Here is a 26,993-nt window from a genome sequence, read left to right on the forward strand (position 1 = left end):
GAAACAGCCGACAGGGCCCGGCCGGCGCCGGGCCCCTGCCATCAGAACCAGACTTCGGTCTGGACGCCGAAGCTCCACTGGCCCCCGGTGAAGCCGTCCTCGCCGAAGCTGCCGCCGTACTCGTTCAGCTCCTCGCTCCAGTCAGTGTAGGAGGCAAAGAGACGGACCTCCGGGCGCTGCCAGAAGCCACCCACCTGGGGCTTGAAGGTCGGGGCAAGGGTGAACTTGCCGAAGTCTCCCTTCACGGCGTTGCCGCCGGCGCCCTGGTCGAGGTCCATGACCTGGTAGCTGGCCTCGTACTGCATCTCGAAGTTCTCGGTCAGCTCGTTGGCCAGGCGCACGTTGAGGCCCGCCCAGTTGTACTCGTCGCCCTGCACGTAGCGATCCCGGCTGGTCTCGGCGAGGATCGAGGGGGCCACACGCCAGCGCGGCGCCAGGTAGGTGGTGCCGTAGAGGCCGAGGCGGGTCGCCTGGGCGTCATCGGTGAGGCTGCCATCGGCGCCCAGCACCTTGGCCTCGGCGCCCAGGCCCTGGCCATGGATCAGCGCCGCCTTGAAGTTGCCCTCGGCAAGGCCGAAGAAGCTGTCGCCGTGGTACGCCACCATGGTATGGAAGCCGTTGTCGGCGGCCGTCTGGCCCGCCTCGATGTCGCGCTCGTCGTTGTCGGCGGCGGAGAGGCCGCTGACCATGAACTGCCAGTTGCCCACGTAGTTGTTGGAGGTGAGGATCAGGCTGTCGGTGCTGCCCGGGTCCTCGCTGCCGATGATATCGAAATCGCTGAAGCTGCGACCGTAGAGCGACAGGTTGGAGGTCCAGTTCTCGGCCAGCTGCATGTCGTAGATACCCGCGCCGGTGCCGGCCAGGAAGATGAAGTCGCTGTCGATCCAGTGGATGTCGAAGTTGTCGCGATCGAAGCGCTTGCCGGCCCAGATCGAAGCGTTCTCGAAGACGCCGGTGAAGCTCGGCAGGTCGCTGAACTCGGCATAGACCTGGCGCACGTTGAGGTTCGATTCGTCGGCGGTCCAGTCGTTGCTGGTGCTGACGGAGTCGGCGAGCATCATGCGGTAGTGGGCCCGGGCGCCGTTGTCGTAGCGCATCCGGTAGTTGAAGATGCCCTCGACATAGGTATCCCCCTCGTTGCCCAGCCGCCCCACGGCGCCGCCCAGCGGGCCGGCGGGCGTCACGTAGGGCCCGCCCGGCAGGCTCTTGCCATCCTCGCCCAGCAGCAGCCCGGAGCGGGCATAGGCGTTGAAGGAGAAGCCCTCCTCGCCGCTGGCCTGGCGCTCGACCCTGGCCAGGCGTGCCTCGACCTCGTCGGCGGAGAGCCGCCCCTCGGCCTCGGCTTCGGCGATCTCGGCGCGCTGCTCGGCGACATCGGCTCGCTGCTCCGCGGCGGCGATACGCGCCTCGAGCTCGGCCAGGCGCTGCTCCAGCCCGTGGTTGTCGGCGCTGGCGGCGCCGCTCAGCGCCACGCCGGCGGCGGTGATGGCAATGGCGAGGGGGGTCTTGAACATGACGGCGTTCATGGTGGTGTCATCCCTTGTTGTTGTGGACTGTCGCCCATGCCGGCCCCGGTTCTGTATCGATTCAGTCCCGTGACGTGCCCGTAGCGGCGGGAGCCGGGGGAAGCGGCTGGACAAGCCAATCGAAACTTAATCGTTTAAGCCAAGCCCCTCAACGCCATGAGCGAAGAACGCGACCAATGTCTAATGCAGCGCCCCTCTGCCGAAGCCCTCTTAGCCAGACCCTCCCCCCCCTTCGCCGGCGAGGTAAGCAGGCGCTCACGCCCGGCCGCCGGGCCGCGCGGCCAGGCTTCGACAAAAGTCTAGGTTGATGGAGCCAGGGCCATGGTCTTAACTGTCGCCACGAACTTAATCGTTTAAGACACGCCATTCACCGCTCGCAAGCCCCCACAACAACAAGCCGACGAGGATTATCCCATGCTCAAGACGCCTCTCATCACCGCCATCGCCCTGGGATCCGCCGCGCTGGCCGGCACCGGCCACGCCCAGGCGGCGGACCTGACCATCTCCTGCGGCGCCGTCGGCGCCGAGCTGACCCTCTGCGAGGAGGGCGTGCGCGCCTGGGAGGAGCAGACCGGACACGAGGTCGATATCGTCTCCACCCCCAACTCCTCCACCGAGCGCCTGTCGCTCTACCAGCAGATCCTCTCCGCCAACTCCAGCGACATCGACGTGATGCAGATCGACGTGGTGTGGCCGGGCCTGCTCGCCAACCACCTGCTCGACCTGCGCGAGGCGCTGGGTGACGAGGCCGGCGAGGGACACTTCCCCGCGATCGTCGAGAACAACACCGTCGATGGCCGCCTGGTGGCGATGCCCTGGTTCACCGATGCCGGGGTGCTCTACTACCGCAAGGACCTGCTCGAGAAGTACGGTTTCGAGGCACCCGCGACCTGGGCCGAGCTCACCGAGATCGCCCGCGAGATCAAGGCGGCAGAGCGCGAGGCCGGCAACGAGCGCATGCACGGCTTCGTGTTCCAGGGCCGGGCCTATGAGGGCCTGACCGTCAACGCCCTGGAGTGGGTGGCGAGCCACGGTGGCGGCGCCCTGGTGGAGCCCGAAGGCGAGATCAGCATCAACAACCCCCGCGCCGCGGCCGCCCTGGACCTGGCGGCCAGCTGGGTCGGCGACATCGCTCCCGACGGGGTCCTCAACTACACCGAGGAGGAGGCCCGCGGGGTCTTCCAGGGCGGCAATGCCGTGTTCATGCGCAACTGGCCCTATGCCTGGTCCCTGGCCCAGAGCGAGGGCAGCGAGGTGCGCGACAAGGTCGGCGTGACCCAGCTGCCGGCGGGCGGCGATGGCCAGGGCGACGCGGCTTCGGGCGGCGAGAACAGAAGCGCGGCGGGGCTGGGCGGCTGGAACCTGGCGGTCTCCCGCTACAGCGAGAATCCCGAGCTTGCCGTGGACCTGGTTGCCTTCCTGACCGGGCATGACGAGCAGAAGCGTCGCGCCATCGCCGGCGCCTACAACCCGACCCTCGAGGCCCTCTACCAGGACGAGGAGGTGCTGGAGGCCGTGCCCTTCTTCGGCGAGCTCTACGACACCTTCGTCAACGCCGTGGCCCGCCCGTCGGCGGTGACCGGTGACGCCTACGGCCGGGTCAGCAACGCCTTCTTCAGCGCCAGCCATGACGTGCTCTCCGGCAGCCGCAGCGGCGAGCAGGCCGTGGCCGACCTCGAGCGCGAGCTCTCGCGCGTCAAGCGCCGCAACTGGTAACCGGGAGCCTTCCCATGACCTCTACCGTCAACGACAGCGCGCCCGCCGCGGCGCGCCCCGTCTCCGGTCAGTACCGCAGCACCAAGGTACGCCGCCAGCGGGTGCGCGCCGCCTGGACCTTCCTGGCGCCGATGCTGGTGACCCTGGCCCTGGTGGCCGGCTGGCCGCTGGTGCGCACCTTCTACTTCAGCTTCACCGATGCCTCGCTGTCGGATCTCGGCAACGTCTTCTTCATCGGGCTGGAGAACTACCTGATCCTCGACGATGGCCGCTGGTACGGCGTGCTGGCCGACCCCGTCTGGTGGCGCTCGGTGTGGAACACCTTCTTCTTCGCCATCGTCTCGGTGTCGCTGGAGGTGGTGTTCGGGGTCATCGTCGCGCTGATCCTCAACGCCGAGTTCAAGGGCCGCACCCTGGTGCGCGCCGCGGTGCTGATCCCCTGGGCGATCCCCACCATCGTCTCGGCGCAGATGTGGGCCTGGATGCTCAACGACCAGTTCGGGATCATCAACGAGCTGCTGATGACGCTGGGCCTCATCGCCGACCCCATCGCCTGGACGGCGGATGCCAGCTACTCCATGTGGGCGGTGATCATGGTCGACGTGTGGAAGACCACGCCCTTCGTCGCCCTGCTGGCGCTGGCCGCCATGCAGATGCTCCCCAAGGACTGCTACGAGGCCGCCGAGGTGGACGGCATCCACCCGGTCCGGGTGTTCTTCAGGGTGACCCTGCCGCTGATCACCCCCGCGCTGATGGTGGCGGTGATCTTCCGTCTGCTCGACGCCCTGCGGGTGTTCGACGTCATCTACGTGCTGACCTCCAACTCCACCAGCACCATGTCGATGTCGATCTACGCCCGCCAGCAGCTCGTCGAGTTCCAGGACGTGGGCTACGGCAGCGCCGCCTCGACCCTGCTGTTCCTGATCATCGCCCTGGCGACCATCGCCTATCTCTACCTGGGCCGCAAGCAACTCAACCTGGGAGGTGACGCATGACCTCGCGCCAGTTCAACAAGCTCGCCACGCGTGTCGGCTTCTGGGTCCTGGTGGCCCTGGTGGTGGTCGTTGCGGTGTTCCCCTTCTATTACGCCGTGATCACCTCCTTCAAGCCCTCCGGCGACCTCTTCCGGGTCGAGCTGTGGCCCAGCACCTGGAGCCTGGCCAACTACGTGCAGGTGTTCACCCAGAAGAGCTTCCTGCAGGCGATCTTCAACTCGATCCTGGTCGCCACCAGCGTGGTGTTCATCGCCCTGCTGCTGGGCATCACCGCCTCCTACGCCCTGGGACGGGTGCGCTTCCGCGGCCGCTCCACGGTACTGCTGGTAATCCTCGGCGTCTCCATGTTCCCGCAGGTGGCGGTGCTCTCCGGGCTGTTCGAGGTGATCCGCGCGCTCAACCTCTACAACAATCCGGGTGGCCTGATCCTCAGCTACACCATCTTCACCCTGCCCTTCACCGTCTGGGTGCTGACCACCTTCATGAAGCAACTGCCCATGGAGTTGGAGGAGGCGGCGATCATGGACGGGGCCACCCCCTGGATCACCATCACCAGGGTGTTCCTGCCACTGATGTGGCCGGCCATGGCCACCACCGGCCTGCTGGCCTTCATCGCCGCCTGGAACGAGTTCCTCTTCGCCCTGACCTTCACCCTGACCGACAGCCAACGCACCGTGCCGGTGGCCATCGCCCTGCTCTCCGGCGGCAGCGCCTACGAGCTGCCCTGGGGCCCGATCATGGCCGCCTCGGTGGTGGTCACCGTGCCCCTGGTGGTGCTGGTGATCATCTTCCAGCGGCGCATCGTCTCCGGCCTGACCGCCGGCGCGGTCAAGGGCTGACTCTCCATGTTTCACAAGGAAACCTCCATGCAGGACAACACCTTCTGGTGGCGCGGTGGCGTCATCTACCAGATCTACCCACGCAGCTTCATGGACGCCAACGGCGACGGCATCGGCGACCTGGCGGGCATCACCGAGAAGCTCGACTACGTGGCCTCGCTCAACGTGGACGGGATCTGGCTGTCGCCCTTCTTCACCTCGCCGATGCGCGACTTCGGCTACGACGTCAGCGACTATCGCGACGTGGACCCGATGTTCGGCACTCTGGCGGACTTCAAGGCGTTGCTGGCCCGGGCCCATGCGCTGGGCCTGAAGGTGATCATCGACCAGGTGATCAGCCACACCGCGGAGATGCACCCCTGGTTCCAGGAGAGCCGGCAGGATCGCACCAATGCCAGGGCCGACTGGTACGTGTGGGCCGACCCGAAGTCGGACGGCACGCCGCCCAACAACTGGCTGTCGATCTTCGGCGGCCCGGCCTGGACCTTCGACCCGCGCCGGCGCCAGTACTACCTGCATAACTTCCTGAGCAGCCAGCCGGACCTCAACTTCCACCACCCGGAGGTGAGGGCCGCCCAGCTGGACAACATGCGCTTCTGGCTGGAGCTGGGGGTGGACGGCTTCCGCCTGGACACCGTCAACTTCTACTTCCACGACGCCGAGCTGCGCGACAACCCGCCGGTGCCCGAGGGCGAGGCCAAGACCCTGGGCGCCCCGGAGGCCAATCCCTACACCTGGCAGCGCCATGTCTATGACCTGAGCCGCCCAGAGAACCTCGACTTCCTGCGTGAGCTGCGCGCGCTGATGGACGAGTACCCCGGCACCACCACGGTCGGCGAGATCGGCGACGACAACCCCCTCGAGCGCATGGCCGAGTACACCGCCGGCGGCGACAAGCTGCACATGGCCTACACCTTCGACCTGCTCAACAAGCCCCACTCGGCGGCCTATCTCCGCGAGGTGATCGAGCGCTTCCAGCGCCTGGCCGGCGATGCCTGGCCCTGCTGGGCGATCTCCAACCACGACGTGGAGCGCAGCGCCAGCCGCTGGGGCGCCGGTCAGGACCCGACGGCCTACCCCGCCGTGATGCTGGCGATGCTCTTCTCGCTGCGCGGCAGCGTCTGCCTCTACCAAGGCGAGGAGCTGGGCCTGCCCGAGGCCGAGGTGCCCTTCGAGCGCATCCAGGACCCCTACGGCAAGGTGCTGTGGCCGGAGTTCAAGGGCCGCGACGGCTGCCGGACCCCGATGCCCTGGACCGATGCCGAGAGCGGTGGCTTCACCGCCCCGGGCGTCGAGCCCTGGCTGCCCGTGGAGGCGCACCACCTGGCCCTCTCGGTGGCGCGTCAGGAGGACGACAGCGCGTCGGTGCTCAACGCCACCCGCCGCCTGCTGGCGTTCCGCGCCAGGCACCCGGCGCTGTTCGACGGCGAGCTGCGCCTGGTCGACGTGGGGGACGCGCTGCTTGGCTTCGTCCGCGAAGGGGCGGACGAGCGGATCCTCTGCCTCTTCAACCTGACCGCCGAGCCCCGGGAGACCCGGCTGCCGCTGGCGGTCGACCACGCCCTGGAGGGCCACGGCTTCACGGCCTCCCTCGACGGCGACACCCTGCGGCTGCCGGCCTACCAGGCCGCCTGGTTCGCGGTATCCTGAACGATCGCAGCTCACCATAACAACAGGCCGGCCCCGACGAGGACGCCAGGGGCGCGGGGCCGGCAAGGAGTCATCAGATGGCAAGCGTCACTCTCGACAAGGTCAACAAGGTCTTCGGCAGCACCCACATCATCAAGGACGTGGACCTGGATATCGGCGACGGCGAGTTCGTGGTCTTCGTCGGCCCCTCGGGCTGCGGCAAGTCGACCCTGCTGCGGCTGATCGCAGGGCTGGAGTCGATCAGCGACGGCACGCTCAGCATCGGCGAGACGGTGGTCAACGAGCTGCCGCCCCGGGAGCGCGGCGTGGGCATGGTCTTCCAGTCATACGCCCTCTACCCGCACATGACCGTCTACGAGAACATGGCCTTCGGCCTCAAGCTGGCCAAGGCCAGCAAGGAGACGGTGGATGATCGCGTGATGGCCACGGCGCGCATCCTGCAGCTCGAGGAGCTGCTCGACCGCAAGCCCAAGGCGCTCTCCGGCGGCCAGCGCCAGCGCGTCGCCATGGGGCGCGCCATGGCCCGCGAGCCGCGCATCCTGCTGTTCGACGAGCCGCTCTCCAACCTGGACGCCTCGCTGCGCGTGCAGATGCGCAACGAGATCGCCCGGCTGCACAACCGCCTGGGCTCGACCATGATCTATGTCACCCACGACCAGGTGGAGGCCATGACCCTGGCCGACAAGATCGTGGTGCTCAACGGCGGACGCGTCGAGCAGGTGGGCAGCCCCCACGAGCTCTACCAGCGACCGGCAACGAAGTTCGTGGCGGGGTTCATCGGCTCGCCGACCATGAACTTCATGCCGGCGAGCCTGGCCGGTCAGGCCGAGGCGGGCTGCCGGGTGCAGGTCGAGGGCATCGGCGAGCTGAGCCTGCCCCAGGCGGCGGGCGAGCATGCCGCCGGCGCGGCGCTGACCCTGGGCGTGCGCCCCGAGCACCTGCGCCTGGAGGCGGCCAGCGGCGACAACGCCTTCGAGATCGTCAACGTCGAGTACCTGGGCAACGAGGTCTACGTCTACCTGGAACCGATGGCCGGCGAGACCCTGCTGATCCATCGCAGCGAGGCGCCCAGCCGCTGGCAGGAGGGGCAGCGGGTGGCGCTGGTGCCGGACCCGCAACACGTGCACCTGTTCGATGCGGACAATCGCGCCCTGAAGGCCAGCCGGGCACGCGCCGTGGCCTGAAGCGGCGCATGAGCACGCACCGACCCTGTCCCCCGCGGGCCAGGGTCGGTATCCTTGTCAGCGGGTCGCCAACGACCAGGGAAGGCCATGACCGCACCAACGCGCCGCATCACCTTGAAGGACCTAGCCCGGGAGCTCGGGGTCTCCACCGCCACCGTCTCCAACGCCTTCAACCGGCCGGACCAGCTCTCGCCCGCCCTGCGCGAGCGCATCCTCGGCGAGGCCAGCCGGCTGGGCTATCACGGCCCCGACGCCAAGGCGCGCAGCCTGCGCACCGGGCGCTCGCGAATCATCGCGGTGATCCTCGCCGAGAGCCTCACCTACAGCCTCAACGACGCCGTGGCGAGCGAGTTCCTCTCCGGGGTGGCCGAGGTGCTCGACGGCCAGGGCCACACCCTGCTGCTGCTCTCCTCGCGCCAGACCCAGGCCCAGATCCCGGGCTCGGCAAGCATGGCCGACGGCTTCATCGTCTACGGCCTGATGCCGAGCCCCTCGCTGCTCGGCAGGCTGCCTGCCCAGGCATCGCTGGTCTCGGTGGACTTCGACATCGCCGGCCGCCCCACCGTCCACGTCGACAACGAGGCCGCCTGCCTCGCCATCGCCCGTCACGCCCTGCAGACGCCCCCGCGGCGGCCGGCCATCGTCAACCTGCGCCTCACCGCCGAGCCCTGCAACGGCCGCATCACCCCGGCCCATGCCCTGCTGGGAGCCGATCAGACCATCACCCGCTCGCGCCTGACCGGCTTCCACCGCGCCCTGGCGGAGCACGGGATCGACCCGGCCGGGGTGCCGATGTGGAACATCGAGGAGAACACCTTCGAGGTGTGCGCCCCGGTGATCGAGGCAATCCTCGACTCACCCGACGACGAGCGCCCCGACCTGCTGCTGTGCATGTCCGACCGCATCGCCCTGACCGCCGTGACCCTGGCCGAGCAGCGCGGCCTGCGCATCCCCGAGGACCTGCGGATCACCGGCTTCGACGGCATCGCCGAGGGGCAGTACCGGGCCCCGCGCCTCACCACGGTCCGCCAGGACAGTACCGAGAAGGGCCGCACCGCCGCCCGCATCATCCTCGGCCTCGCCCCAGCCGAGCCCAGCCTGCTGCCCACCGAACTGGTGATCGGCGCCAGCTGCCCCTGAGCCGACGGGGCCTGCCGCCCCCGCCCCGCGTCTTTCTCCTTCTCCCTACGCCCCACCCGTACGCCACCCCTGCGCCCACCGGGGAGGAGGACGTCGAACGGTGGATTGGCGACGCTGGACGCCTTCGTCATGGCGCTCCACCCGGGCGCCACCGCACAACAACAACCTGGAGGATCCAGACCCATGACGCCATCATGCCGTGGTTTCCTGTTCCCGCTGCTGGCCGCCGCCCTGGGGAGCGGCCTCGCCCTGCCCGCCGTGGCCTTCGACGCCGACAAGCTGACCATCTGGATGGGCGACAACAAGGGGCCGGAGGGCATCCGCGAGGTCGGCCGCCGGTTCACCGCCGATACCGGGGTCGAGGTGGAGGTCGTCCATCCCGACAACCTCACCGACCGCTTCCAGCAGGCCGCCGGCAGCGGACAGGGCCCCGACATCGTGATCTGGGCCCATGACCGCCTGGGCGAATGGGCCCAGAGCGGGCTGCTGACACCGCTCTCCCCGAGCGACGACTTCCGTGGCCGCTACTTCGACTTCACCTGGGACGCCACCCTGTGGAACGGCGAGACCTACGGCTACCCGATCTCCGTGGAGTCGCTGGGGCTGATCTACAACAAGGCGCTCGTCGACGAGGCCCCGGAGAGCTTCGCCGAACTGATGGCGTTGGATGCCGAGCTGGCCGAGCAGGGCAGGAAGGCGATCCTCTTCGACTACAGCGAGCCCTACTACGGCTGGATCCTGCTGGCGGCCAACGGCGGCTACCCCTTCCGCCAGACCGAGACGGGCTTCGACGTCAGCGACATCGGGGTCAACAACGCGGGGGCCCTGCAGGGCGCCGAGCTGCTGCGCGAGCTGATCGAACGGGACGTGGTGCCCCGCGGCACCGACTACAGCGTGATGGATACCCGCTTCAATCGCGGCGAGGTGGCCACCATGATCAGCGGGCCCTGGGCCTGGGGCAACCTGGAGCGCAGCGGGATCGACTACGGCGTGGCCCTGCTGCCCAGGGTGGGCGACGAGCGCGCCAGGCCGATGTTCGGCGTCATGACGGCGATGATCAACGCCGCCACGCCCAACGACTTCCTGGCCGTGGAGTTCCTCGAGAACTACCTGCTCGACGAGGCGGGGCTGCGTACCTTCAACGGCGACGGCACCCTGGGCGCGGTGGCCCATGTGGCCTACCAGCGGGAGCTGGCGGAGGACCCCGCGATCGCCGCCACCCTGGCCAACGCCGAGATCGGCATGCCGATGCCCAACATCCCCGAGATGGGCGCCTTCTGGGCCGCCATGGAGCCGGCGCTGCAGAACATCGGCAGCGGCCGCCAGACCCCGCAGGAGGCGCTGGACGCCGCCGCCCGCCGCATGCGCCAGTAAGCCGACTCACCACCCCGGCCGGCGGCCCTGCCGTCGGCCGCTCCCGCAGGACACTCGCTATGTACACCACCAACGCCTCTCGGGGGCTGCCGCGACACCGGTCGCGCCATCCCGGGGAACGCTACGCCCGCTGGGCGGCCCGCGCCCTGGTCGCCGTCCTGGTCGTGGGCCTGATGTGGCTGGTCGTCGCCTTCCACCTCAACGGCCAATGGATGTTCGCGCTGCTCTTCCTGGTGCTGGGCGCCGCCCTGGCGGTGGTCTTCACTCGGCGCAGCCTGATGAGCCATCGCTACATCTTTCCCGCCGTGGCAGGCCTCGGCGTCTTCGTGATCTTCCCGCTGGTCTACACCTTCGGCATCAGCTTCAGCAACTACAGCTCGAGCAACCTGCTCAGCGAGGAGCGGGTCCGCGCGCAGCTCCTCTCGCGCACCTACCAGGAGGAGGGCGCCGCCTTCAGCTTCTCGCTGCACCGCGAGGGCGAGCTCGTCAGACTCTACCTGGAAGCCGAGGGCGACCTGGCCGACCTCTCGGACGAGGCCGGGAGCGGGGCCGAGCGCTACGCGAGTCCGCCGCTCAACCTGGCCAACCGGGAGGAGCGCCGGATCGGCGTTCAGCCCGCCGACCGGACCCCCGCCGCCGAACCGCTGGCGATGCGCGAGGTGATCGCCGCCCGCGGCGCCCTGCAGGGACTGCGCCTGGTCACCCCCGAGGGCCTGGAGCTGCGCATGTCGGGGCTGCGCCATTTCGCCCCGATGCTCGACCGCTACGAGGCCCGCGACGACGGCAGCCTGTTCGACCGCCGCGACGACCGGGTGCTGACGCCGGACCAGCAGATCGGCTTCTTCGTCACCGACGACGGCGAAACCATCACCCCGGGCTGGCCGGTGGCGGTCGGCCTGGACAACTACACCCGGATCTTCGCCGACCCCGACATCCGCGGCCCCTTCCTGCAGATCTTCGTCTGGACCTTCGCCTTCGCCGGGCTGACCGTGCTCTTCACCCTGGCGGTGGGCTTCGTGCTGGCCGCGCTGCTGCAGTGGGACCAGCTGCGCGGCAAGGCGATCTACCGCACGCTGCTGATCCTGCCTTACGCGGTACCGGCCTTCATCTCGATCCTGATCTTCAAGGGGATGTTCAACCAGCACTTCGGCGAGGTGAACATGATCCTCGACAGCCTGTTCGGCATTCGCCCGGAGTGGTTCACCGATCCCTGGCTGGCCCGCTCCATGCTGCTGGTGGTCAACACCTGGCTCGGCTACCCCTACATGCTGCTGCTGTGCATGGGGCTGATCCAGTCGATCCCGCGGGACCTCTTCGAGGCCTCGGCGGTGGACGGCGGCGGGCCGATCACCAACCTGTTCCGGATCACCCTGCCGCTGATCATCCGGCCACTGACGCCCCTGCTGATCGCCGCATTCGCCTTCAACTTCAACAACTTTGTCCTGATCGCCCTGCTCACCGGCGGCAACCCCGACATCCTCGGCGCCAGCACGCCGGCGGGCACCACCGACCTGCTGGTCAGCTACACCTACCGCATCGCCTTCCAGGATGCCGGCCAGAACTTCGGCCTGGCCGCCGCCATCGCCACCCTGATCTTCCTGCTGGTGGCCGGCCTGTCGCTGCTCAACCTGCGGCTGTCCAGGGTCAAGGTCTGATAAGGAGATACCGTCATGGCCATGGTTCAACCCCGCTCGATTCGCGCCCGGCGGCTTGCCGCCCACCTGGCGCTGCTCGGCTTCGTCTCGCTGATCGTCTTCCCGCTGCTGCTGGTGATCTCGATCTCCTTCCGTGAGGGCAACTTCGCCAGCGGCAGCCTGATTCCCGAACGCTTCTCGCTGGAGCATTGGGCCCTGGCCTTCGGCATCCCCTGGGAGCGGGCCGACGGCAGCGTGGTCCAGCCCCCCTTTCCGGTGCTGCTGTGGCTGTGGAACTCGGTGAAGGTCGCGCTGGTGTCGTCGCTGCTGATCCTGGCGCTCGCCACCACCAGCGCCTACGCCTTCGCGCGCATGCGCTTCCGCGGCAAGGCGCCGATCCTCAAGGGCATGCTGATCTTCCAGATGTTCCCGGCGGTTCTCTCGCTGGTGGCGCTCTATGCACTGTTCGATCGCCTGGGCCAGCTGGTGCCCTGGCTCGGCATCAACACCCACGGGGCGCTGATCGTCGCCTCGCTGGGCGCGGTGGCCCTGCATATCTGGACCATCAAGGGCTACTTCGAATCCATCGACGGCTCCCTGGAGGAGGCCGCCATGGTCGATGGCGCCAGCACCTGGCAGGCCTTCCGCTACATCCTGCTGCCGCTGTCGGTGCCGATCCTGATGGTGGTCTTCATCCTCGCCTTCGTGATGAGCATCATGGAGTATCCCATGGCCTCGGTGCTGCTGGTCGACGAGCACAAACTGACCCTCGCCGTGGGCGCCCAGCAGTACCTGGCCGACCACAACCAGCGCTGGGGCAACTTCGCCGCCGCCGCGGTACTCTCGGGCCTGCCCATCACCGTGGCCTTCCTGGTCTGCCAGCGCTGGATCATCGGCGGGCTCACCGCCGGCGGCGTGAAAGGCTAGTTTCCTCGTCCTGAGCGAAGCGCTGCTCGCCCCCGGCCAGCTGGCCGGGGCTTTCTCGTGCCGAGGCGTGGAAGGCGACGACGCCCCGTGCGCTCTCGCGCCCGGGGCGTCGGGTCGTGCCTGGGAGGGAGTCGCCTCAGCGCAGCAGCAGCAACGGCACCTTCGCACGGCGCAGCATGCCGGTGGTGGTGCTGCCCACCAGCAGGTGGCGGATGCGCGAGTGGCCATAGGCCCCCATCACCAGCAGGTCGATGCCATGCTCTTCCTGATAGGCACGCAGGGTCGCCTCCACCTCGCCGGCGCGGATCGCCCCCTCGGCCTCGTGGCCGGCCTCGCGCAGCATGGCCAGGGCCCAGTCGAGCTGGGAGCGATTGTCTCCGGTTTCGGCGCCGACGATCACCACGTGCACCGGAATGCCTGCGAACAACGGGCTCTTCGCCAGCATCTCCACGCCCTTGCGGGTGGTCTTGCTGCCGTCGAAGGCGAGCATCACCTTCTCGGGGGCCTGGAAGGTGTCCGGCACCATCAGGATCGGCCGGTGCAGGGTGCGCACCACCCGCTCCAGATTGGAGCCCAGGTGGCCGCTGTCCTGATGGGCCGTCTCGCCGCGCTTGCCCACCACCAGCAGGCGGATCTCCTCCTGCAGCTCCTCGAGGGTCTCCACCAGGGTACCGTTGCGCTGGCGGGTGGCCGGCTCGGCCACGCCGTCCTCGACGGCCCGCTCCCTGGCGGCCTTGAGCATCAGCCGCCCTTGCTCCTGAGCGACCTTGGCACGCTGCTCGTCGAGCTGGGAGAGCTCCTCCAGCAGGTGCTCCCGCGACCCCAGGCCGATATTGCCGGAGAGGTCGGCCTCGGCGGTCTGGGGGTGGTTGTCCACCACGTGCAGGAAGGTCAGCGGCGCCCCCAGGGCCAGGCTTGCCCAGGCGGCGAAGTCGCACACCCCTTCCGAGAACTTCGAGCCGTCGATGGCGGCCATCACCTGTTCGGTCATCGTGTCGTTTCCTGGCTGGCGTATGTCGTTATTCCTCACCCCGTTTCTACCCGATGGGAGCTGGCCTGCCTAGGACACAGGTCAACGAGTCACCGGCCCGGGCAACCAACATATCGCCATCGCTGCGCGGTGTGTAGTGACGCGCCTACACCCGGGGCGCGTCGTAGTCGAACGGCTCATCGGTGTAGACGCAGACATTGGCGTCCTCGATATCACCGTCCGGCGACTCGACATGGGTCGCGAAGAACGCCTGGATCTCACGCCGGTTGCAGTGGGCCTCGAAGAGCTCGCGGCTGGCCCAGACCTCGTGAAAGACGATGGGGTAGCTGGTGCCCGGCGCATTGGGATGGTCGATATGGCGGGTCACGGTGTAGTGCAGGCAGCCATCCTCGCGATGGGTGTTCGGCTCCAGGGCCTGCAGGGCCCTGAACACGGCCTCTTCACGGCCGGGCCTGGGCTTGAAACTGGCGATACAGTAGAGCTTGCGGGACATGGGTCACTCCAGAACGACGGTGCTGCTCGGCCCCGGGTGGGACCTGGGAGCCTCGTGAGCAAGACAAGCCGGCGCACCGTGCAAGAGGTGGCCGGCTCGGGAAAGGATCAGCGCAGCAGCAGGATCGGTACGCTGGCGCGGCGCAGCATCTCGGTGGTGGTGCTGCCCACCAGCAGGTGGCGGATGCGCGAGTGGCCGTAGGCGCCCATCACCAGCAGGTCGATGCCCTGCTCCTCCTGGTAGGCGCGCAGGGTCGCCTCCACCTCGCCGGCGCGAATAGCGCCCTCGGCCTCATGACCCGCGTCGCGCAGCGTCTTGAGTGCCCAGTCGAGCTGGGAGCGGTTGTCGCCGGTCTCGGCGCCGACGATCACCACGTGCACCGGGATGCCCGCAAACAGCGGGCTCTTCGCCAGCATCTCCACGCCCTTGCGGGTGGTCGGGCTGCCGTCGAAGGCGAGCATCACCTTCTTCGGGGCCTCGAAGGGCGCCGGCACCATCAGGATCGGCCGATGCAGGGTGCGCACCACCCGCTCCAGGTTGGAGCCCAGGTGGCCGCTGGCCTGCTCGGCGCCCTCGCCGCGCTTGCCGATCACCAGCAGGCGCATGTCGCCCTGCAGTTCTTCCAGGGTCTCCACCAGGGTACCGTTGCGCTGGCGGGTGCCGGGCTCCGCCACGCCATCCTGGATGGCTCTCTCCCTGGCGGCCTTCAGCATCAGCCGGCCCTGCTCCTGGGCCACCCTGGCGCGCTGCTCGTCGAGCCGGGCGAGCTCCTCGAGCAGGCGCTCGCGCCCACCGGCCAGCAGGTTGCCGGAGAGGTTGCGCTCCTCGGGTGGCGCGTGGTTATCGTTCACGTGCAGGAAGGTCAGCGGCGCCTCCAGGGCGAGGCTTGCCCAGGCGGCGGCGTCGCAGACGCCTTCGGAGAACGTCGAGCCGTCAATGGCGGCCATCACCTGTTCGGTCATCTCAGTGTCCTCCCATCAGTTTCTCGACGGCGGCCGGGTCGTCATGCACCGCATAGCGGTCGACGATGGTGGCGCTCGCCTCGTTGAGGCCTACCAGCTCCACCTCGGTGCCCTCGCGGCGGAACTTGATCACCACGCGATCCAGGGTCTGCACGGCGGTGATGTCCCAGAAGTGGGCGCGGGAGAGGTCGATGGTGACCTTCTCGACGGTCTCCTTGAAGTCGAAGGCGTTGCCGAAGCGCTCGGAGGAGGCGAAGAACACCTGGCCCACCACCCTGTAGATGCGGCGGCTGCCCTCGTCGGCTTCCTCGGTACCGATATAGAGGATGTTGCCCACCTTGTTGGCGAAGTTCATGGCGGCGATCAGCACGCCGACGAAGACGCCGATGGCCAGGTTGTGGGTCGCCACGGTGACGATGACGGTGGCCACCATCACCACGTTGGTGCTCATCGGGTGCTGCCTGAGGTCGCGGATCGAGGACCAGCTGAAGGTGCCGATGGAGACCATGATCATCACCGCGACGAGCGCGGCCATGGGAATCTGCGAGACCCACTCGGAGAGGAAGACCACCATCAGCAGCAGCACCACGCCGGCGATCAGGGTGGAAAGGCGCCCACGGCCGCCGGACTTCACGTTGATCACCGACTGGCCGATCATCGCGCAGCCCGCCATGCCCCCCAGCAGGCCGGAGCCGATGTTGGCGATACCCTGGCCCTTGCACTCGCGGTTCTTGTCGCTCGGGGTATCGGTCAGGTCGTCAACGATGGTGGCGGTCATCATCGACTCCAGCAGGCCCACCACGGTGAGCATTAGCGCCGTGGGGAAGATGATCATCAGGGTCTCGAGGTTCAGCGGCACGTCCGGCCACAGGAAGACCGGCAGGGTATCGGGCAGCTCGCCCATGTCGCCGACGCTTCTGATCTCCATGCCGGAGATCATGTAGACCGCGGTGAGCACCACGATGCAGACCAGCGGAGAGGGGATCGACTTGCCGATTTTCGGCAGGTAGGGGAAGCCGTAGATGATCGCCAGGCCGGCGATGGTCATGGCATACACATGCCATGTCACGCCCGTTAATTCAGGAAGCTGCGCCATGAAGATCAGGATCGCCAGGGCGTTGACGAAGCCCGTCACCACCGAGCGCGAGACGAAGCGCATCAGCTCGGCGAGCCTGAGATACCCCGCGATGATCTGCAGCACCCCGGTGAGCAGGGTGGCGGCGAGCAGGTACTCGAGGCCGTGATCGCGTACCAGAGTGACCATCAGCAGCGCCATGGCGCCGGTGGCCGCCGAGATCATGCCCGGGCGACCGCCGGTGAAGGCGATGATCACCGCGATGCAGAAGGAGGCGTAGAGCCCCACCTTGGGGTCCACGCCGGCGATGATGGAGAAGGCGATGGCCTCGGGTATCAGGGCGAGGGCCACCACGATACCGGCGAGGGTGTCGCCCTTCACGTTGGAGAACCAGGTCTGTCGTATCGATTCGAACATGCTGCGTTCCAGTCAGGGTGGGTGTCATGCCGTCAGGCGTCAGGGCTGTCGGGCAACGCCGGGTCGCCGACCGCACCGCTGGCGGTGCGGTCCAGTCACGGACCATCGGGTATTGCCGCTATGGGGGCGGGCACGGGCGTGCCCCGGCGGCCACAGGGTGGCGCCATGCGGTGACGCCTCGATGACGAGGCGCGCGACCGAAGGAGAAGGAGGGGTGCGCTAGGGCGGCGTGGCCAGCCCTGCCGGGGGAGTCGTCACGTGCTGTCGGTTCCCTTGCTGTGCATCACATCGACGGGAACGAATTGAACGAAAGTCTGATTACCGCTCCCGGAAAGAGCGCAGATTCTAGCAGAACGGAGGGTGAGCTGCACCCCCGGGCCGGGAGCGCAGCAACCGCCACGGCCCGGCGGCCGTGGGGCCATGGGTGGGAAAGGCTCAGCTGGCGCCACCCTCGTCGGGCGCCTTGGCACCCCCCGTGCGGGCCTGGGCGGCCGGCGAGGCCTTCATGTGCTTGAAGGCCTCCATGATATCCATGGGCAGCGGGAATACGATGGTGGAGGCGTTCTTGTTGCTCATGTCGCTCATGGTCTGCAGGTAACGCAGCTGCAGGGCCGCCGAGTTCTCGGCCATGACGTTGGCCGCCTCGACCAGCTTCTTGGAGGCCTGCAGCTCGCCCTCGGCATGGATCACCTTGGCGCGGCGCTCGCGCTCGGCCTCGGCCTGGCGGGCGATGGCGCGGATCATGCTCTCGTCGAGGTCGACGTGCTTGATCTCCACGTTGGAGACCTTGATGCCCCAGCTCTCGGCCGAGCTGTCGATGATCTCCTGGATGTCGTCATTGAGCTTGTCCCTCTCGGAGAGCATCTCGTCCAGGTCGTGCTTGCCGAGCACCGAACGCAGGGTGGTCTGGGCCAGCTGGCTGGTCGCCATGGTGAAGTTCTCCACCTGGATGATCGCCCTTTCCGGGTCGACCACCCGGAAGTAGATCACCGCGTTGACCTTCACCGTGACGTTGTCCTGGGAGATCACGTCCTGCTCGGGCACGTCCATGGTGATCACCCGCAGGTCGACCACCTCCATCTTCTGGATACCGGGGATGATGATGATCAGGCCCGGCCCCTTGACCCCCTGGAAGCGCCCCAGGAAGAACACCACGCCCCGCTTGTACTCCGGCAGGATGCGTATCGAGGCCGCGATCAGCATGAACAGCAGCACTACCGGTACGAGATAGGAAATCAACATGGTCTGTCTCCATGGTTGGCGTGAAAAGGTTGGCGTGAAGGGTTCTCGTGAAGTCCTGCGGCGTAGAAGGCGACGCCTCAGCGATCTTCCTCCAGGGGCTCGACCTCGACGGTCAGGCCGTCGACGCGCGCCACCCGCACCCTCTGGCCCTGGACCAGCGGCCGGTCACTGCGAGCGTTCCAGCGCTCGCCCATCAGCCGGACGTGCCCCTTGCCCTCGAAGTTCTCGAGGACCCGGGCCTCGCTGCCGACCAGCTCCTCCTGCCCTCCCTTGGCCGGGCGCCGACGCAGGCCCACGAAGCGGGTCATGACCCACAGCATCAGCACCGCCGCCAGCAGGGCGATGCCGCCGATCATCGGCAGCGAGATACTCAGGTTGTCTGCATCCATCAGAATCACCGATCCGAACACGAAGGCGACGATGCCGCCGATTCCCAATATGCCGAAACTGGGCATCAAGGCCTCGCCCACGATCAGCGCCAGGCCGACCAGGATCAGCGCCAGGCCGGCGAAGTTGACCGGCAGCACCTGGAAGGCGAACAGGGCCAGCAGCAGGCAGATGATGCCGATGGTGCCCGGTACCAGGCTGCCCGGATTGGAGAGCTCGAAGATCAACCCGTAGAAGCCGATGATCATCAGGAAATAGGCGACGTTGGGGTTGGTGATCACCGACAGCAGCTCGGTGCGCCAGTCGGGGTCGAAGCGCTCGATCACCAGGTCCGCGGTCGCAAGGGTCAGCTCGCCGCGCTCCATCACCACCGTGCGGCCGTCGATCTGCTCGAGCAGGTCCTCGATGTCGCTGGCCACCACGTCGATGACGTTCTTCTCCAGCGCCTCCCGGGAGGTGAGGTTGACCGCCTCGCGTACCGCCTCCTCGGCCCAGTCGGCGTTGCGGCCGTGGCGTTCGGCCAGACCGCGGATATAGTAGACGGCGTCCTCCAGCACCTTGCGCTCCATGGCCGTCTCGCCGCGACGTGGGCCGTCGCCGGAGGCCTCCTGCGCCTCATCCTCGACGGCGGCCGTCGGCTCCTCAGCCGATGCCTCCGCGTCGCCCTCGGCCGCTGTGTCATCGTCCTCGGCCGTCGCCTCGGCGTTCGCGCCGGCGCTGTCGGCGTCCTCGGGCTCTTCCGCCCTGGCTCCGCCGCCGCTGTCTTCGTCATCATCGTCGCCACCCAGGCCCGGCAGGCCGCCGCCGCCCATCTGCACCGGCGTGGCCGACCCCAGGTGGGTGGAGGGAGCCATGGCCGCCACGTGGCTGCCGTAGAGCAGGTAGGTGCCGGCGCTGGCCGCCCGGGCGCCGCTTGGCGACACGTAGATGGCCACCGGCACCGGCGAGGTGAGCATGGTGCGGATCATGTCGCGCATGGAGGCGTCGAGGCCGCCGGGGGTGTCCATCTGCACCACCACGATCTCGGCATTGCCCTCGGCGGCCCGGCGCAGGCCGCGCTGGAAGTAGTCGCTGGTGGCGGGGCCGATGGCCCCCTCCACGGTCATCACCAGCGCCGTGCGTTCGTTCTGCTGGGCCTGGACCACCGACTGGAAGAGCGCCAGGAACGCGCCCAGCGCCAGGCAGAAGAGGCTGAACAGGAGGAAGCGGCGCCCGATCAGGGCGGCATGAACTCGGCTCATGGTGATCTTCCCTGCGCGACCCGTACAGTGGGTGTGAGTGTCGGCGTAGCGGTTGGTTCAGCCGATGCCGATATCAGCGTAGGTGCTGGCAGGCACCGGCCGCAACCGCCCGGTCCCGTCGGGGAGACCGTCACGTCATCGGTCAGGAGGGCGTACCAGGGGAAGCGTGAGAAAGGCAAACGGACACCGGGTCGAGGCGACGCCGGTGTCCGCAAGGTCCCGCGGGGACGTCAGAGGTCGTGGGGCTGGCCGGACACGCGGCGCTGGACCTCCACCATGTAGGCCGAGAGCGACGGCAGCGCCTCGCCCCCCCAGTCCAGGGGACTCCCCTGCATCGGCGCCACCATGCAGATCTGCACCATCTCGTCGGCGTGCACCTCGGACAGGCCGAACTGGTTCTCGGCCATGGCGACCCGATGGGGGAAGGCCTCTTCGAAGGTCGGGTTGTAGCCCATGTCCTGGCCATCGCTGCCGTGGCAGGTGGCACAGGAGAGCCCGTTGGTGCTCAGCGAGGTGTCGTAGTAGAGCTCCTCGCCCCGGGCCAGCAGCTCGGCAGGGTTCTCGCCGCTCTCGCGGTAGGCCGGTTCATAGCCCGCCGGGCGCTGCACGGCATCGGCAGACCCCGCCTCGGCCTCGGCTTCACCCTCTGCTTCGGCCTCACCCTGCGCCTCGGCGCCTCCCTCCGCATGGGCCTCGGCATGGGCGTTGGCGAAAAGCAGCGAGGTGGCAGAGAACGGCGACAGGCCTGGCGCGGTCTCATCTTCTCCGACGGTGGCATGAAGGGTCACACCGCCCGCCACCAGGGCGAGCACCGGCGCCGAGTAGGCCAGCTGTCGCCCCAGGCGTCCTAGCAGCCTGCGGCGTTTATCGTCATGCTGTGACATGGTAGCTACCTCCGTGATGGCAAGTCGTGACGACGCCGGAGCGCCGTTCGGCCAGGCACACGCCTCTTCGCCCGGACCACCGCATGTCGTTGCGGTCAGGTTCTGTCGGCAGATGGCCGCCTGGCTTACAGGTCGCCGGCTGGCCACGGCCCCCACGCCGCCAGAAACGCCCTATGCCACCGGAGCTGTAAGGATGGCCGGCCTCGCCCGACCATGATGGGACGCCGAACTCCCGACACCGAGGAACGACATGCCGGATTCCGTCTCCTGCGCGGACACCCGACTCGACGCACACGATGCCCTGGCCAGGGCCCTGGCTCGCGCCGGTCACACGGCCGATATCCGCGCGATGCGCCCGATGGCCGATACCGGCCTGGCCCATACCCATGTGTGGCTTTCCCGCGACACCATCGACTGGGTGGCCCGTCTGCCCAAGCAGAGCCAGATGGGCCTGCCGGCCGACGAGAACCTGGCGTACCAGGCGGCCTGCTTCGCCCACGCCAGCCGCAGCGGCCATACGCCGGCGCTGCATGGCGTGCTGCCGCCCGGGCCGGACCTGCCCCGGGGCGGACTGCTGGTGAGCGCGGTCCGAGGCCGGCCGGCCCGCCTGCCCGAGGACCTGCCAGCCATCGCCGAGGCGCTGGCGGCCATCCACGGGCTGGACGTGCCCCTCGAGGCGGACCGCCCGCCCCTCCACGCCCCCGCCGATCCCTGGCGTGCCATGCGCGAAGAGGTCGCCCGACAGGCGGAGTGGCTGGGGCATGCCGGCCTCTCCCGGGAGGCACGGGCGCGGATCGAGTCCGAGCTCGCCGCCCTGCCGGAGCAGCTGCCGCAGGTGCCCGGCGCAGGGCCGCGGCTGATCAGCTTCGATGCCCACCCCGGCAACTTCCTGGTCACCGGCTCGGGGCGGGCGGTGCTGGTGGACCTGGAGAAGTGCCGCTACGGCCTGCCGGGGTTCGACCTGGCCCACGCCACGCTCTATACCTCCACCACCTGGGACCTGAACAGCCGCGCCGTGCTGACCCCCGCGGAGGTCACCGACTTCTATCGCCACTGGCGTCGCGCCGGGGGGGCCACCGGCGACACTTCCAGCCTGCTGGCCTGCCGCCGGGCCATGTGGCTCTGGTCCCTGACCTGGTGCGCCAAGTGGCAGGCACAGCACGGCCGGGACCGCGATGCCGATGCCGCCGGCGAAGACTGGTCGGCCGAGCTCAGCGACGATGCCCTGGTGGCCCATGTCCGCGAGCGGGTCGACCACTACCTCTCCCCGGCGGTGATCGACCGTGTGCGACATGAACTGGATGACCTGCGCCTCGCCCTCGGCGACTGATCCCCCACCCGACAAGGACTGACCGAATGCCGCTCCGCCCGCTTGCCCTGCTTCCTGCCCTGGCCCTGATGCTCACCGGTCCTCTCCAGGCCGCCCCGGACCCCGCCGACTGGGAGGCGGTGCTCGAGGAGGCCCGCGGCCAGACCGTCTACTGGAATGCCTGGGCCGGTGACAGCCGCACCAACCGCTATCTCGAATGGGTAGCCCGCCAGCTGGCCGAACGCCATGGGCTGGAGATGGTGCATGTGAAGCTCGACGACACCGGCACCGCGGTCTCGCGAGTGCTGGCCGAGAAGGCCGCCGGCAACCGGGATGACGGCAGCATCGACCTGATCTGGATCAACGGCGAGAACTTCGCCGCCATGCGCGAGGCCGACCTGCTGTTCGGCCCCTTTGCCGAACAGCTGCCGAACTTTGCGCTGACTCACCCCGAGCACAACCCCGAGGTGGTCACCGACTTCACACTGCCCACCGAAGGGTTCGAATCGCCCTGGGGCAAGGCCCAGATCACCTTCTACTATGACAGTGAAGAAATTGGGGACAGTGAAGAAATTGGGGACAGCCATGAGCTGGGGCGCGACGGCGCCACGGTCGAGGAACCGCCGCGCAGCATCGAGGCCCTGCTGGCCTGGGCCGAGACCAACCCGGGGCGCTTCACCTATCCGCGCATCCCCGACTTCACCGGCAGCACCTTTCTCAAGCAGGTGCTGATCGCCCTGGCCGACGACCCGGCCGCCCTCTACGCCCCGGTAGCGGAGAGCGACTTCGCCGCGGTCACCGCACCGCTGTGGGAGTACCTGGACGCCCTGCACCCCCACCTGTGGCGCAGCGGCCGACAGTTTCCCGCCACCGGGCCGGAACTGCGCCGGCTGATGGGCGACGGCGAGCTGTCGCTGGCCTTCACCTTCTATCCCTCGGAGCCCGCCGCTGCGGTCGCCGACCTGGAGCTTCCCGAGAGTGTGCGCAGCTATGTGCTTGACGAGGGCACGCTGGGCAACCTGCATTTCGTCGCCATTCCCTTCAATTCGCCACGCAAGGCGGGCGCGCTGGTGGTAGCCAACTTCCTGCTCTCCCCGGAGGCCCAGGCCCACAAGCAGGACCTGGCGGTGTGGGGCGATCGCACCGTGCTCGACGTCGCCCGCCTGCCCGAGGCGGACCGGGAGCGCTTCGTGCTGGACGATGAGAATCCGGCCATGCTGCCTGCCGATGCCCTGGAGAAGACCCTCCCCGAGCCCCATCCCAGCTGGATGACGGCGCTGCAGGACGCCTGGCGCGAGCGCTACGTCGGCCGCTGACCCGGAGGCCGGACCATGCTCAGACTCGCCCCCTGGCTGATCGGCACGCTGCTGGTCGGCCCCATCCTGGCCGGACTGGCCATGGCGGCACTGCCCGCCTTCGGCTACCTGCCGGCGCTGGGGGGCGACCGTTTCAGCCTCGCACCGTGGCGGGAGCTGTTCGCCCAGCCGGGCCTGGCGCGGTCGGTGGCGATCAGCCTGGCCAGCGGCCTGGTGACCACCGCGGTGTCGCTGGCCGTGGTGCTGCTGTTCCTCGCCGGGGCCTCCGGCAGCCGCCTGGACGACGGGATCCGCCGCCTGGTCTCGCCGCTGCTGTCGATCCCCCATGCGGCGGCGGCCTTCGGGCTGGCCTTCCTGATCGCCCCCTCGGGGCTGCTGGCCCGCCTGGTCTCGCCGACACTGACCGGCTGGGAGCGCCCCCCGGATGCGCTCATCGTCCAGGACCCCTGGGGGCTGTCGCTGATGGCGGGGCTGGTGATCAAGGAGATTCCCTTCCTGCTGCTGATGAGCCTGGCGGCCCTGCCCCAGCTCGACCCCCAGCGCCGCGTGGCCATGGCGCGCTCGCTGGGCTACCGGCCGACGCTGGCCTGGCTGAAGGTGGTCGCCCCGGCGCTCTACCCGCTGATCCGGCTGCCGGTCTATGCGGTGATCGCCTATGCCTCCTCGGTGGTCGACGTGGCCATGATCCTCGGCCCCACCCTGCCGCCGACGCTGGCCGTCTCCCTCCTCGGCTGGTTCAACGACCCGGACCTGTCGCGGCGCTTCATGGCCTCGGCGGGCGCGCTGCTGCAGCTGGGCTTGACTCTCTCGGCGCTGGCCAGCTGGTGGTGTCTGGAGCGCCTGGTGCGCCGCCTGGGGCGGGGCTGGGTCGAGGGCGGACAGCGCCGCCGCGGCGATCTGGTGCTGCGCGCCGCCGGCAAGGGGCTGATCCTGCTCGCCGGTACCACCGCCCTGGTGGGGATCGCCGGGCTGGCGCTCAACTCCCTGGCCGGTTTCTGGCGCTTTCCCGACGCCCTGCCCCAGGCCGTCACCCTGCAGCACTGGCAGCGTGCCCTGCCCTCGCTGGCCGGCCCGGTCACTTCGACGCTGGTGATCGCCGCGATCTCGACGCTGCTCGCCCTGGGCCTGACCCTGGCGGCCCTGGAGAACGAACAGCGTTCCGGTCGCCATCCCGCCCAGGGCCGCGTGCTGTCGGCCATGGGCCTGCTCTACCTGCCGTTGATCGTGCCGCAGATCGCCTTCCTGTTCGGGCTGGTCGTGGTCATGGAATCCCTGGGCACACCGCCGACCCATGGCCTGGTGATCTTCGGCCACCTGCTGTTCGTGCTGCCCTATGTGTTCCTGTCCCTCTCGGAAGCCTATCGGCGTCTCGACCCACGCTGGGCACGGCTGGCCCTCACCCTGGGCGCCTCGCATAATGGTCTCTTCTGGCGGGTGCGGCTGCCGATGCTGCTGGCGCCGCTGCTCACCGCCATGGCGGTGGGCCTGGCAGTGAGCATCGGCCAGTATCTGCCGACCCAGCTGCTAGGCGCCGGCCGCCTTCCCACCGTGACCACCGAGGCCGTCTCCCTGGCCAGCGGCGGCAACCGGCGACTGATCGGGGTCTGGGCCCTGGTCCAGGCCAGCCTGCCGCTGGTGGGCTTCGTCATCGCCGTGGGCCTGCCCCGGCTGCTCTGGTCCAATCGCCGCGGCATGCAAGGAGCCCCATGACCGACCACCAGACCCTGACCCTGCAGGAGATCCGCATCGCCCTGGCGGGCAAGACGCTGGTCGAGGTGGATGCCCGCATCGCGCCCGGCGAGGTGCTGACCGTGATGGGGCCCTCGGGCTCCGGCAAGTCGACGCTGCTGGCCCTGGTGGCCGGCTTCCTGGCGCCGGCGTTTCACGCCTCGGGGCGGGTGCTGCTGAACGGCCTCGACCTCACCGGGCTGCCGGCGGAACAGCGCGGCATCGGCCTGCTGTTCCAGGACCCGCTGCTCTTCCCGCACCTCTCGGTGGCGGGCAACCTGCGCTTCGGACTGCCCCGCGCCACCCGGGACAGGACGGCCCGGATCGAGCAGGCGCTGGTCCAGATCGGCCTGACGGGCTTCGGTGACCGCGACCCCTCGACCCTCTCGGGCGGCCAGCAGTCGCGGGTAGCCCTGATGCGCCTGCTGCTGTCGGCGCCCCGGGCCGTGCTCCTCGACGAGCCCTTCTCGAAGCTCGACACCCACCTGCGGCGCGAGATGCGCCGGCTGGTGCTCGACCAACTGCGCGAGGCCGGCCTGCCCAGCCTGCTGGTGACCCATGACCGCGACGACGCCGAAGCCGCCGGCGGGCGGGTGATCGAGCTATGAGCCTAGACGCCTCACCGAAGCGCCGTGCCGGGCGGCTCAGCATCATCATCCCGGTGCTCGACGAGGCCGACACCCTCGAGGCCCTGCTGGACGAGCTACAGGGACTCCGCCACCAGGGTGTCGAGCTGATCGTGGTCGACGGCGGAAGTTGCGACGGCTCCGGGGAGCGCGCCGCCCCCCTGGCGGACCGGGTGCTGGCCGGGCCAAGGGGGCGGGCCTTGCAGATGAACGCCGGCGCCCGGGTGGCACGGGGCGAGCGGCTGCTGTTCCTGCATGCCGACACCCACCTGCCGCCCGGCGCCGAACGCCTAGTCGACGGCGCACTGGCAGGGCGACACTGCTGGGGACGCTTCGATATCCGCCTGGCGGGGCGCCACCCGCTGCTGCCGGTCATCGCCACGGCCATGAACCTGCGCTCGCGGCTGACCGGCATCGCCACCGGCGACCAGGCGCTGTTCATGACCCGCGAGGCGTTCGAATCCGTCGAGGGCTTCCCCGAGCAGCCCCTGATGGAGGACATCGAGATGTCACGCCGGCTGAAGCGTCGCTCTTCCCCCGCCTGCCTGCGCCAGCGCGTGGTGAGCAGCGGCCGACGCTGGGAGCGGCAGGGAGCCTGGGCGACCGTCCGGCTGATGTGGCGGCTGCGCTGGCGCTACTGGCGGGGCGAGTCGCCGGAGCGCCTGGCCAGGGAGTATCGCCATGTGCGCTGATGCCGCGGTATCGCTCGCCATCCTCGCCAAGGCGCCGATCCCGGGCAGGGCCAAGACCCGCCTGATCCCGGCGCTGGGCCCCGTGGGAGCCGCGCGACTCCATGCGCGACTGCTGCGCCGAACCCTGGCGGTGGCCTGCCACGCCCTGCCCCCCGCGCGGATCACGCTGTGGACGGCGCTGGACCCAGACCACCCGCTGTTCCTCGAGCTGGCCGAACAGCACGGCATCATGCTGCGCCCCCAGCCCGAGGGTGACCTGGGGGAGCGGATGCATCGCGCCCTGTCGCAGTCGGGCGGCCCCGCCATGGTCATCGGCAGCGACTGTCCGGCGCTCTCTCCCGCGCTGCTGGCGGCCTGCGCCGGGCGACTGAAGAACCACGACGCCGTCTGCCTGCCCGCCGAGGACGGGGGCTATGGCCTGATCGGCGTTCGCCATCCCGACCCACGGCTGTTCGACGACATCGCCTGGGGTAGCGGCAGCGTCATGGCCGAGACGCGCGAACGGATCGCGGCGCTAGGCTGGCGCCTGGCCTGCCCCGCCACCGTCTGGGACGTTGACCGGCCCGAGGACCTGGCCCGACTGTCGGCGGCCTGTCCGGCATTGCTGTAAAACGACCGGCATCGACATGGCGCCCGATCCTGGCC

The 26,993-nt window shown here is 69.0% G+C and carries 23 protein-coding genes; 15 read left to right on the forward strand and 8 right to left on the reverse strand.

The window, feature by feature from the left end; translation table 11 throughout:
- Positions 1-41: 41 nt before the first annotated feature.
- Positions 42-1,526 (reverse strand): carbohydrate porin, encoded by a 1,485-nt coding sequence (locus tag NFC98_RS13870; protein ID WP_254275510.1) that lies wholly within the window; start codon positions 1,524-1,526, stop codon positions 42-44.
- Between the two features lie 414 nt (positions 1,527-1,940).
- Between NFC98_RS13870 and NFC98_RS13875 the strand changes: the two genes are divergently transcribed.
- The 9 genes from NFC98_RS13875 (at position 1,941) to malG (ending at position 12,985) form a co-directional block, all read left to right on the forward strand.
- Complete coding sequence (locus NFC98_RS13875) at positions 1,941-3,242, forward strand: ABC transporter substrate-binding protein (protein WP_254275511.1); 1,302 nt, start codon at positions 1,941-1,943, stop codon at positions 3,240-3,242.
- Positions 3,243-3,256: 14 nt separating this feature from the next.
- Entirely contained in the window at positions 3,257-4,237 is a 981-nt protein-coding gene (locus NFC98_RS13880) for a carbohydrate ABC transporter permease (RefSeq protein ID WP_254275512.1), read from the forward strand.
- Positions 4,234-5,076, forward strand: a complete 843-nt coding sequence (locus NFC98_RS13885) for a carbohydrate ABC transporter permease (protein WP_254275513.1) — start codon at positions 4,234-4,236, stop codon at positions 5,074-5,076. The genes NFC98_RS13880 and NFC98_RS13885 overlap by 4 nt, the downstream gene beginning before the upstream one ends.
- A gap of 27 nt (positions 5,077-5,103) precedes the next feature.
- Positions 5,104-6,726 (forward strand): alpha-glucosidase family protein, encoded by a 1,623-nt coding sequence (locus tag NFC98_RS13890; RefSeq protein ID WP_254275514.1) that lies wholly within the window; start codon positions 5,104-5,106, stop codon positions 6,724-6,726.
- A gap of 77 nt (positions 6,727-6,803) precedes the next feature.
- Positions 6,804-7,910, forward strand: coding sequence for an ABC transporter ATP-binding protein (locus NFC98_RS13895; protein WP_254275515.1), 1,107 nt, complete (start codon positions 6,804-6,806; stop codon positions 7,908-7,910).
- Positions 7,911-7,997: 87 nt separating this feature from the next.
- Positions 7,998-9,050 (forward strand): LacI family DNA-binding transcriptional regulator, encoded by a 1,053-nt coding sequence (locus tag NFC98_RS13900; RefSeq protein WP_254275516.1) that lies wholly within the window; start codon positions 7,998-8,000, stop codon positions 9,048-9,050.
- Between the two features lie 183 nt (positions 9,051-9,233).
- Positions 9,234-10,424 (forward strand): maltose/maltodextrin ABC transporter substrate-binding protein MalE, encoded by a 1,191-nt coding sequence (gene malE, locus NFC98_RS13905; RefSeq protein WP_254275517.1) that lies wholly within the window; start codon positions 9,234-9,236, stop codon positions 10,422-10,424.
- Between the two features lie 59 nt (positions 10,425-10,483).
- On the forward strand, positions 10,484-12,079 hold the full coding sequence (malF, locus tag NFC98_RS13910) for a maltose ABC transporter permease MalF (protein ID WP_254275518.1): 1,596 nt from the start codon (positions 10,484-10,486) through the stop codon (positions 12,077-12,079).
- A 15-nt stretch (positions 12,080-12,094) separates the two neighbouring features.
- Complete coding sequence (malG, locus tag NFC98_RS13915) at positions 12,095-12,985, forward strand: maltose ABC transporter permease MalG (RefSeq protein WP_023006208.1); 891 nt, start codon at positions 12,095-12,097, stop codon at positions 12,983-12,985.
- A 136-nt stretch (positions 12,986-13,121) separates the two neighbouring features.
- Here malG and NFC98_RS13920 read toward each other — a convergent pair whose 3' ends face one another.
- From NFC98_RS13920 to NFC98_RS13950, 7 genes are all read right to left on the reverse strand, one after another.
- Positions 13,122-13,976, reverse strand: coding sequence for a universal stress protein (locus NFC98_RS13920; RefSeq protein WP_254275519.1), 855 nt, complete (start codon positions 13,974-13,976; stop codon positions 13,122-13,124).
- 145 nt (positions 13,977-14,121) lie between these two features.
- Positions 14,122-14,469, reverse strand: a complete 348-nt coding sequence (locus tag NFC98_RS13925; protein WP_254275520.1) for a putative quinol monooxygenase — start codon at positions 14,467-14,469, stop codon at positions 14,122-14,124.
- Positions 14,470-14,576: 107 nt separating this feature from the next.
- Positions 14,577-15,431, reverse strand: coding sequence for a universal stress protein (locus NFC98_RS13930; protein WP_254275521.1), 855 nt, complete (start codon positions 15,429-15,431; stop codon positions 14,577-14,579).
- A gap of 1 nt (position 15,432) precedes the next feature.
- Positions 15,433-16,923: a SulP family inorganic anion transporter gene (locus tag NFC98_RS13935; protein WP_254275522.1), complete on the reverse strand. Its 1,491-nt coding sequence runs from the start codon at positions 16,921-16,923 to the stop codon at positions 15,433-15,435.
- 435 nt (positions 16,924-17,358) lie between these two features.
- The gene (locus NFC98_RS13940; protein WP_254275523.1) at positions 17,359-18,165 is read right to left on the reverse strand and encodes a slipin family protein; all 807 of its coding nucleotides are present in this window, start codon (positions 18,163-18,165) and stop codon (positions 17,359-17,361) included.
- Between the two features lie 77 nt (positions 18,166-18,242).
- Positions 18,243-19,793 carry a nodulation protein NfeD gene (locus NFC98_RS13945; RefSeq protein WP_254275524.1) on the reverse strand — a complete coding sequence of 517 codons (1,551 nt, stop codon included), beginning with the start codon at positions 19,791-19,793 and terminating at the stop codon, positions 18,243-18,245.
- 230 nt (positions 19,794-20,023) lie between these two features.
- Positions 20,024-20,677, reverse strand: coding sequence for a cytochrome-c peroxidase (locus NFC98_RS13950; protein WP_254275525.1), 654 nt, complete (start codon positions 20,675-20,677; stop codon positions 20,024-20,026).
- Between the two features lie 250 nt (positions 20,678-20,927).
- On the opposite strand from NFC98_RS13950, the gene NFC98_RS13955 reads away from it, so the two are divergent.
- From NFC98_RS13955 to NFC98_RS13980, 6 genes are read left to right on the forward strand one after another with little or no spacing between them, the layout of a single operon-like run.
- Positions 20,928-22,007: an aminoglycoside phosphotransferase family protein gene (locus NFC98_RS13955; RefSeq protein ID WP_254275526.1), complete on the forward strand. Its 1,080-nt coding sequence runs from the start codon at positions 20,928-20,930 to the stop codon at positions 22,005-22,007.
- A gap of 26 nt (positions 22,008-22,033) precedes the next feature.
- Positions 22,034-23,302, forward strand: a complete 1,269-nt coding sequence (locus NFC98_RS13960; protein ID WP_254275527.1) for an ABC transporter substrate-binding protein — start codon at positions 22,034-22,036, stop codon at positions 23,300-23,302.
- Between the two features lie 15 nt (positions 23,303-23,317).
- The gene (locus NFC98_RS13965) at positions 23,318-25,012 is read left to right on the forward strand and encodes an ABC transporter permease (protein ID WP_254275528.1); all 1,695 of its coding nucleotides are present in this window, start codon (positions 23,318-23,320) and stop codon (positions 25,010-25,012) included.
- Entirely contained in the window at positions 25,009-25,638 is a 630-nt protein-coding gene (locus tag NFC98_RS13970) for an ATP-binding cassette domain-containing protein (protein WP_254275529.1), read from the forward strand. The genes NFC98_RS13965 and NFC98_RS13970 overlap by 4 nt, the downstream gene beginning before the upstream one ends.
- Positions 25,635-26,348, forward strand: a complete 714-nt coding sequence (locus tag NFC98_RS13975; RefSeq protein ID WP_254275530.1) for a TIGR04283 family arsenosugar biosynthesis glycosyltransferase — start codon at positions 25,635-25,637, stop codon at positions 26,346-26,348. The genes NFC98_RS13970 and NFC98_RS13975 overlap by 4 nt, the downstream gene beginning before the upstream one ends.
- Positions 26,338-26,958: a TIGR04282 family arsenosugar biosynthesis glycosyltransferase gene (locus tag NFC98_RS13980; protein ID WP_254275531.1), complete on the forward strand. Its 621-nt coding sequence runs from the start codon at positions 26,338-26,340 to the stop codon at positions 26,956-26,958. Before NFC98_RS13975 ends, NFC98_RS13980 begins: the two co-directional genes overlap by 11 nt.
- Positions 26,959-26,993: the final 35 nt, after the last annotated feature.

This window comes from Halomonas sp. 3H, assembly GCF_024206005.1.
Lineage (GTDB): Bacteria > Pseudomonadota > Gammaproteobacteria > Pseudomonadales > Halomonadaceae > Halomonas > Halomonas campaniensis.

Excerpts from the sequence above, each read along its gene's own strand:
- malG (WP_023006208.1), top strand. The coding sequence starts at position 12,095 with ATGGCCATGGTTCAACCCCGCTCGATTCGCGCCCGGCGGCTTGCCGCC.
- malE (WP_254275517.1), top strand. The coding sequence starts at position 9,234 with ATGACGCCATCATGCCGTGGTTTCCTGTTCCCGCTGCTGGCCGCCGCC.
- malF (WP_254275518.1), top strand. The coding sequence starts at position 10,484 with ATGTACACCACCAACGCCTCTCGGGGGCTGCCGCGACACCGGTCGCGC.
- NFC98_RS13975 (WP_254275530.1), top strand. The coding sequence starts at position 25,635 with ATGAGCCTAGACGCCTCACCGAAGCGCCGTGCCGGGCGGCTCAGCATC.
- NFC98_RS13955 (WP_254275526.1), top strand. The coding sequence starts at position 20,928 with ATGCCGGATTCCGTCTCCTGCGCGGACACCCGACTCGACGCACACGAT.
- NFC98_RS13880 (WP_254275512.1), top strand. The coding sequence starts at position 3,257 with ATGACCTCTACCGTCAACGACAGCGCGCCCGCCGCGGCGCGCCCCGTC.
- NFC98_RS13935 (WP_254275522.1), bottom strand. The coding sequence starts at position 16,923 with ATGTTCGAATCGATACGACAGACCTGGTTCTCCAACGTGAAGGGCGAC.
- NFC98_RS13870 (WP_254275510.1), bottom strand. The coding sequence starts at position 1,526 with ATGAACGCCGTCATGTTCAAGACCCCCCTCGCCATTGCCATCACCGCC.
- NFC98_RS13925 (WP_254275520.1), bottom strand. The coding sequence starts at position 14,469 with ATGTCCCGCAAGCTCTACTGTATCGCCAGTTTCAAGCCCAGGCCCGGC.
- NFC98_RS13875 (WP_254275511.1), top strand. The coding sequence starts at position 1,941 with ATGCTCAAGACGCCTCTCATCACCGCCATCGCCCTGGGATCCGCCGCG.
- NFC98_RS13885 (WP_254275513.1), top strand. The coding sequence starts at position 4,234 with ATGACCTCGCGCCAGTTCAACAAGCTCGCCACGCGTGTCGGCTTCTGG.
- NFC98_RS13950 (WP_254275525.1), bottom strand. The coding sequence starts at position 20,677 with ATGTCACAGCATGACGATAAACGCCGCAGGCTGCTAGGACGCCTGGGG.
- NFC98_RS13930 (WP_254275521.1), bottom strand. The coding sequence starts at position 15,431 with ATGACCGAACAGGTGATGGCCGCCATTGACGGCTCGACGTTCTCCGAA.
- NFC98_RS13895 (WP_254275515.1), top strand. The coding sequence starts at position 6,804 with ATGGCAAGCGTCACTCTCGACAAGGTCAACAAGGTCTTCGGCAGCACC.
- NFC98_RS13890 (WP_254275514.1), top strand. The coding sequence starts at position 5,104 with ATGCAGGACAACACCTTCTGGTGGCGCGGTGGCGTCATCTACCAGATC.
- NFC98_RS13940 (WP_254275523.1), bottom strand. The coding sequence starts at position 18,165 with ATGTTGATTTCCTATCTCGTACCGGTAGTGCTGCTGTTCATGCTGATC.
- NFC98_RS13965 (WP_254275528.1), top strand. The coding sequence starts at position 23,318 with ATGCTCAGACTCGCCCCCTGGCTGATCGGCACGCTGCTGGTCGGCCCC.
- NFC98_RS13900 (WP_254275516.1), top strand. The coding sequence starts at position 7,998 with ATGACCGCACCAACGCGCCGCATCACCTTGAAGGACCTAGCCCGGGAG.
- NFC98_RS13920 (WP_254275519.1), bottom strand. The coding sequence starts at position 13,976 with ATGACCGAACAGGTGATGGCCGCCATCGACGGCTCGAAGTTCTCGGAA.
- NFC98_RS13960 (WP_254275527.1), top strand. The coding sequence starts at position 22,034 with ATGCCGCTCCGCCCGCTTGCCCTGCTTCCTGCCCTGGCCCTGATGCTC.
- NFC98_RS13945 (WP_254275524.1), bottom strand. The coding sequence starts at position 19,793 with ATGAGCCGAGTTCATGCCGCCCTGATCGGGCGCCGCTTCCTCCTGTTC.
- NFC98_RS13970 (WP_254275529.1), top strand. The coding sequence starts at position 25,009 with ATGACCGACCACCAGACCCTGACCCTGCAGGAGATCCGCATCGCCCTG.
- NFC98_RS13980 (WP_254275531.1), top strand. The coding sequence starts at position 26,338 with ATGTGCGCTGATGCCGCGGTATCGCTCGCCATCCTCGCCAAGGCGCCG.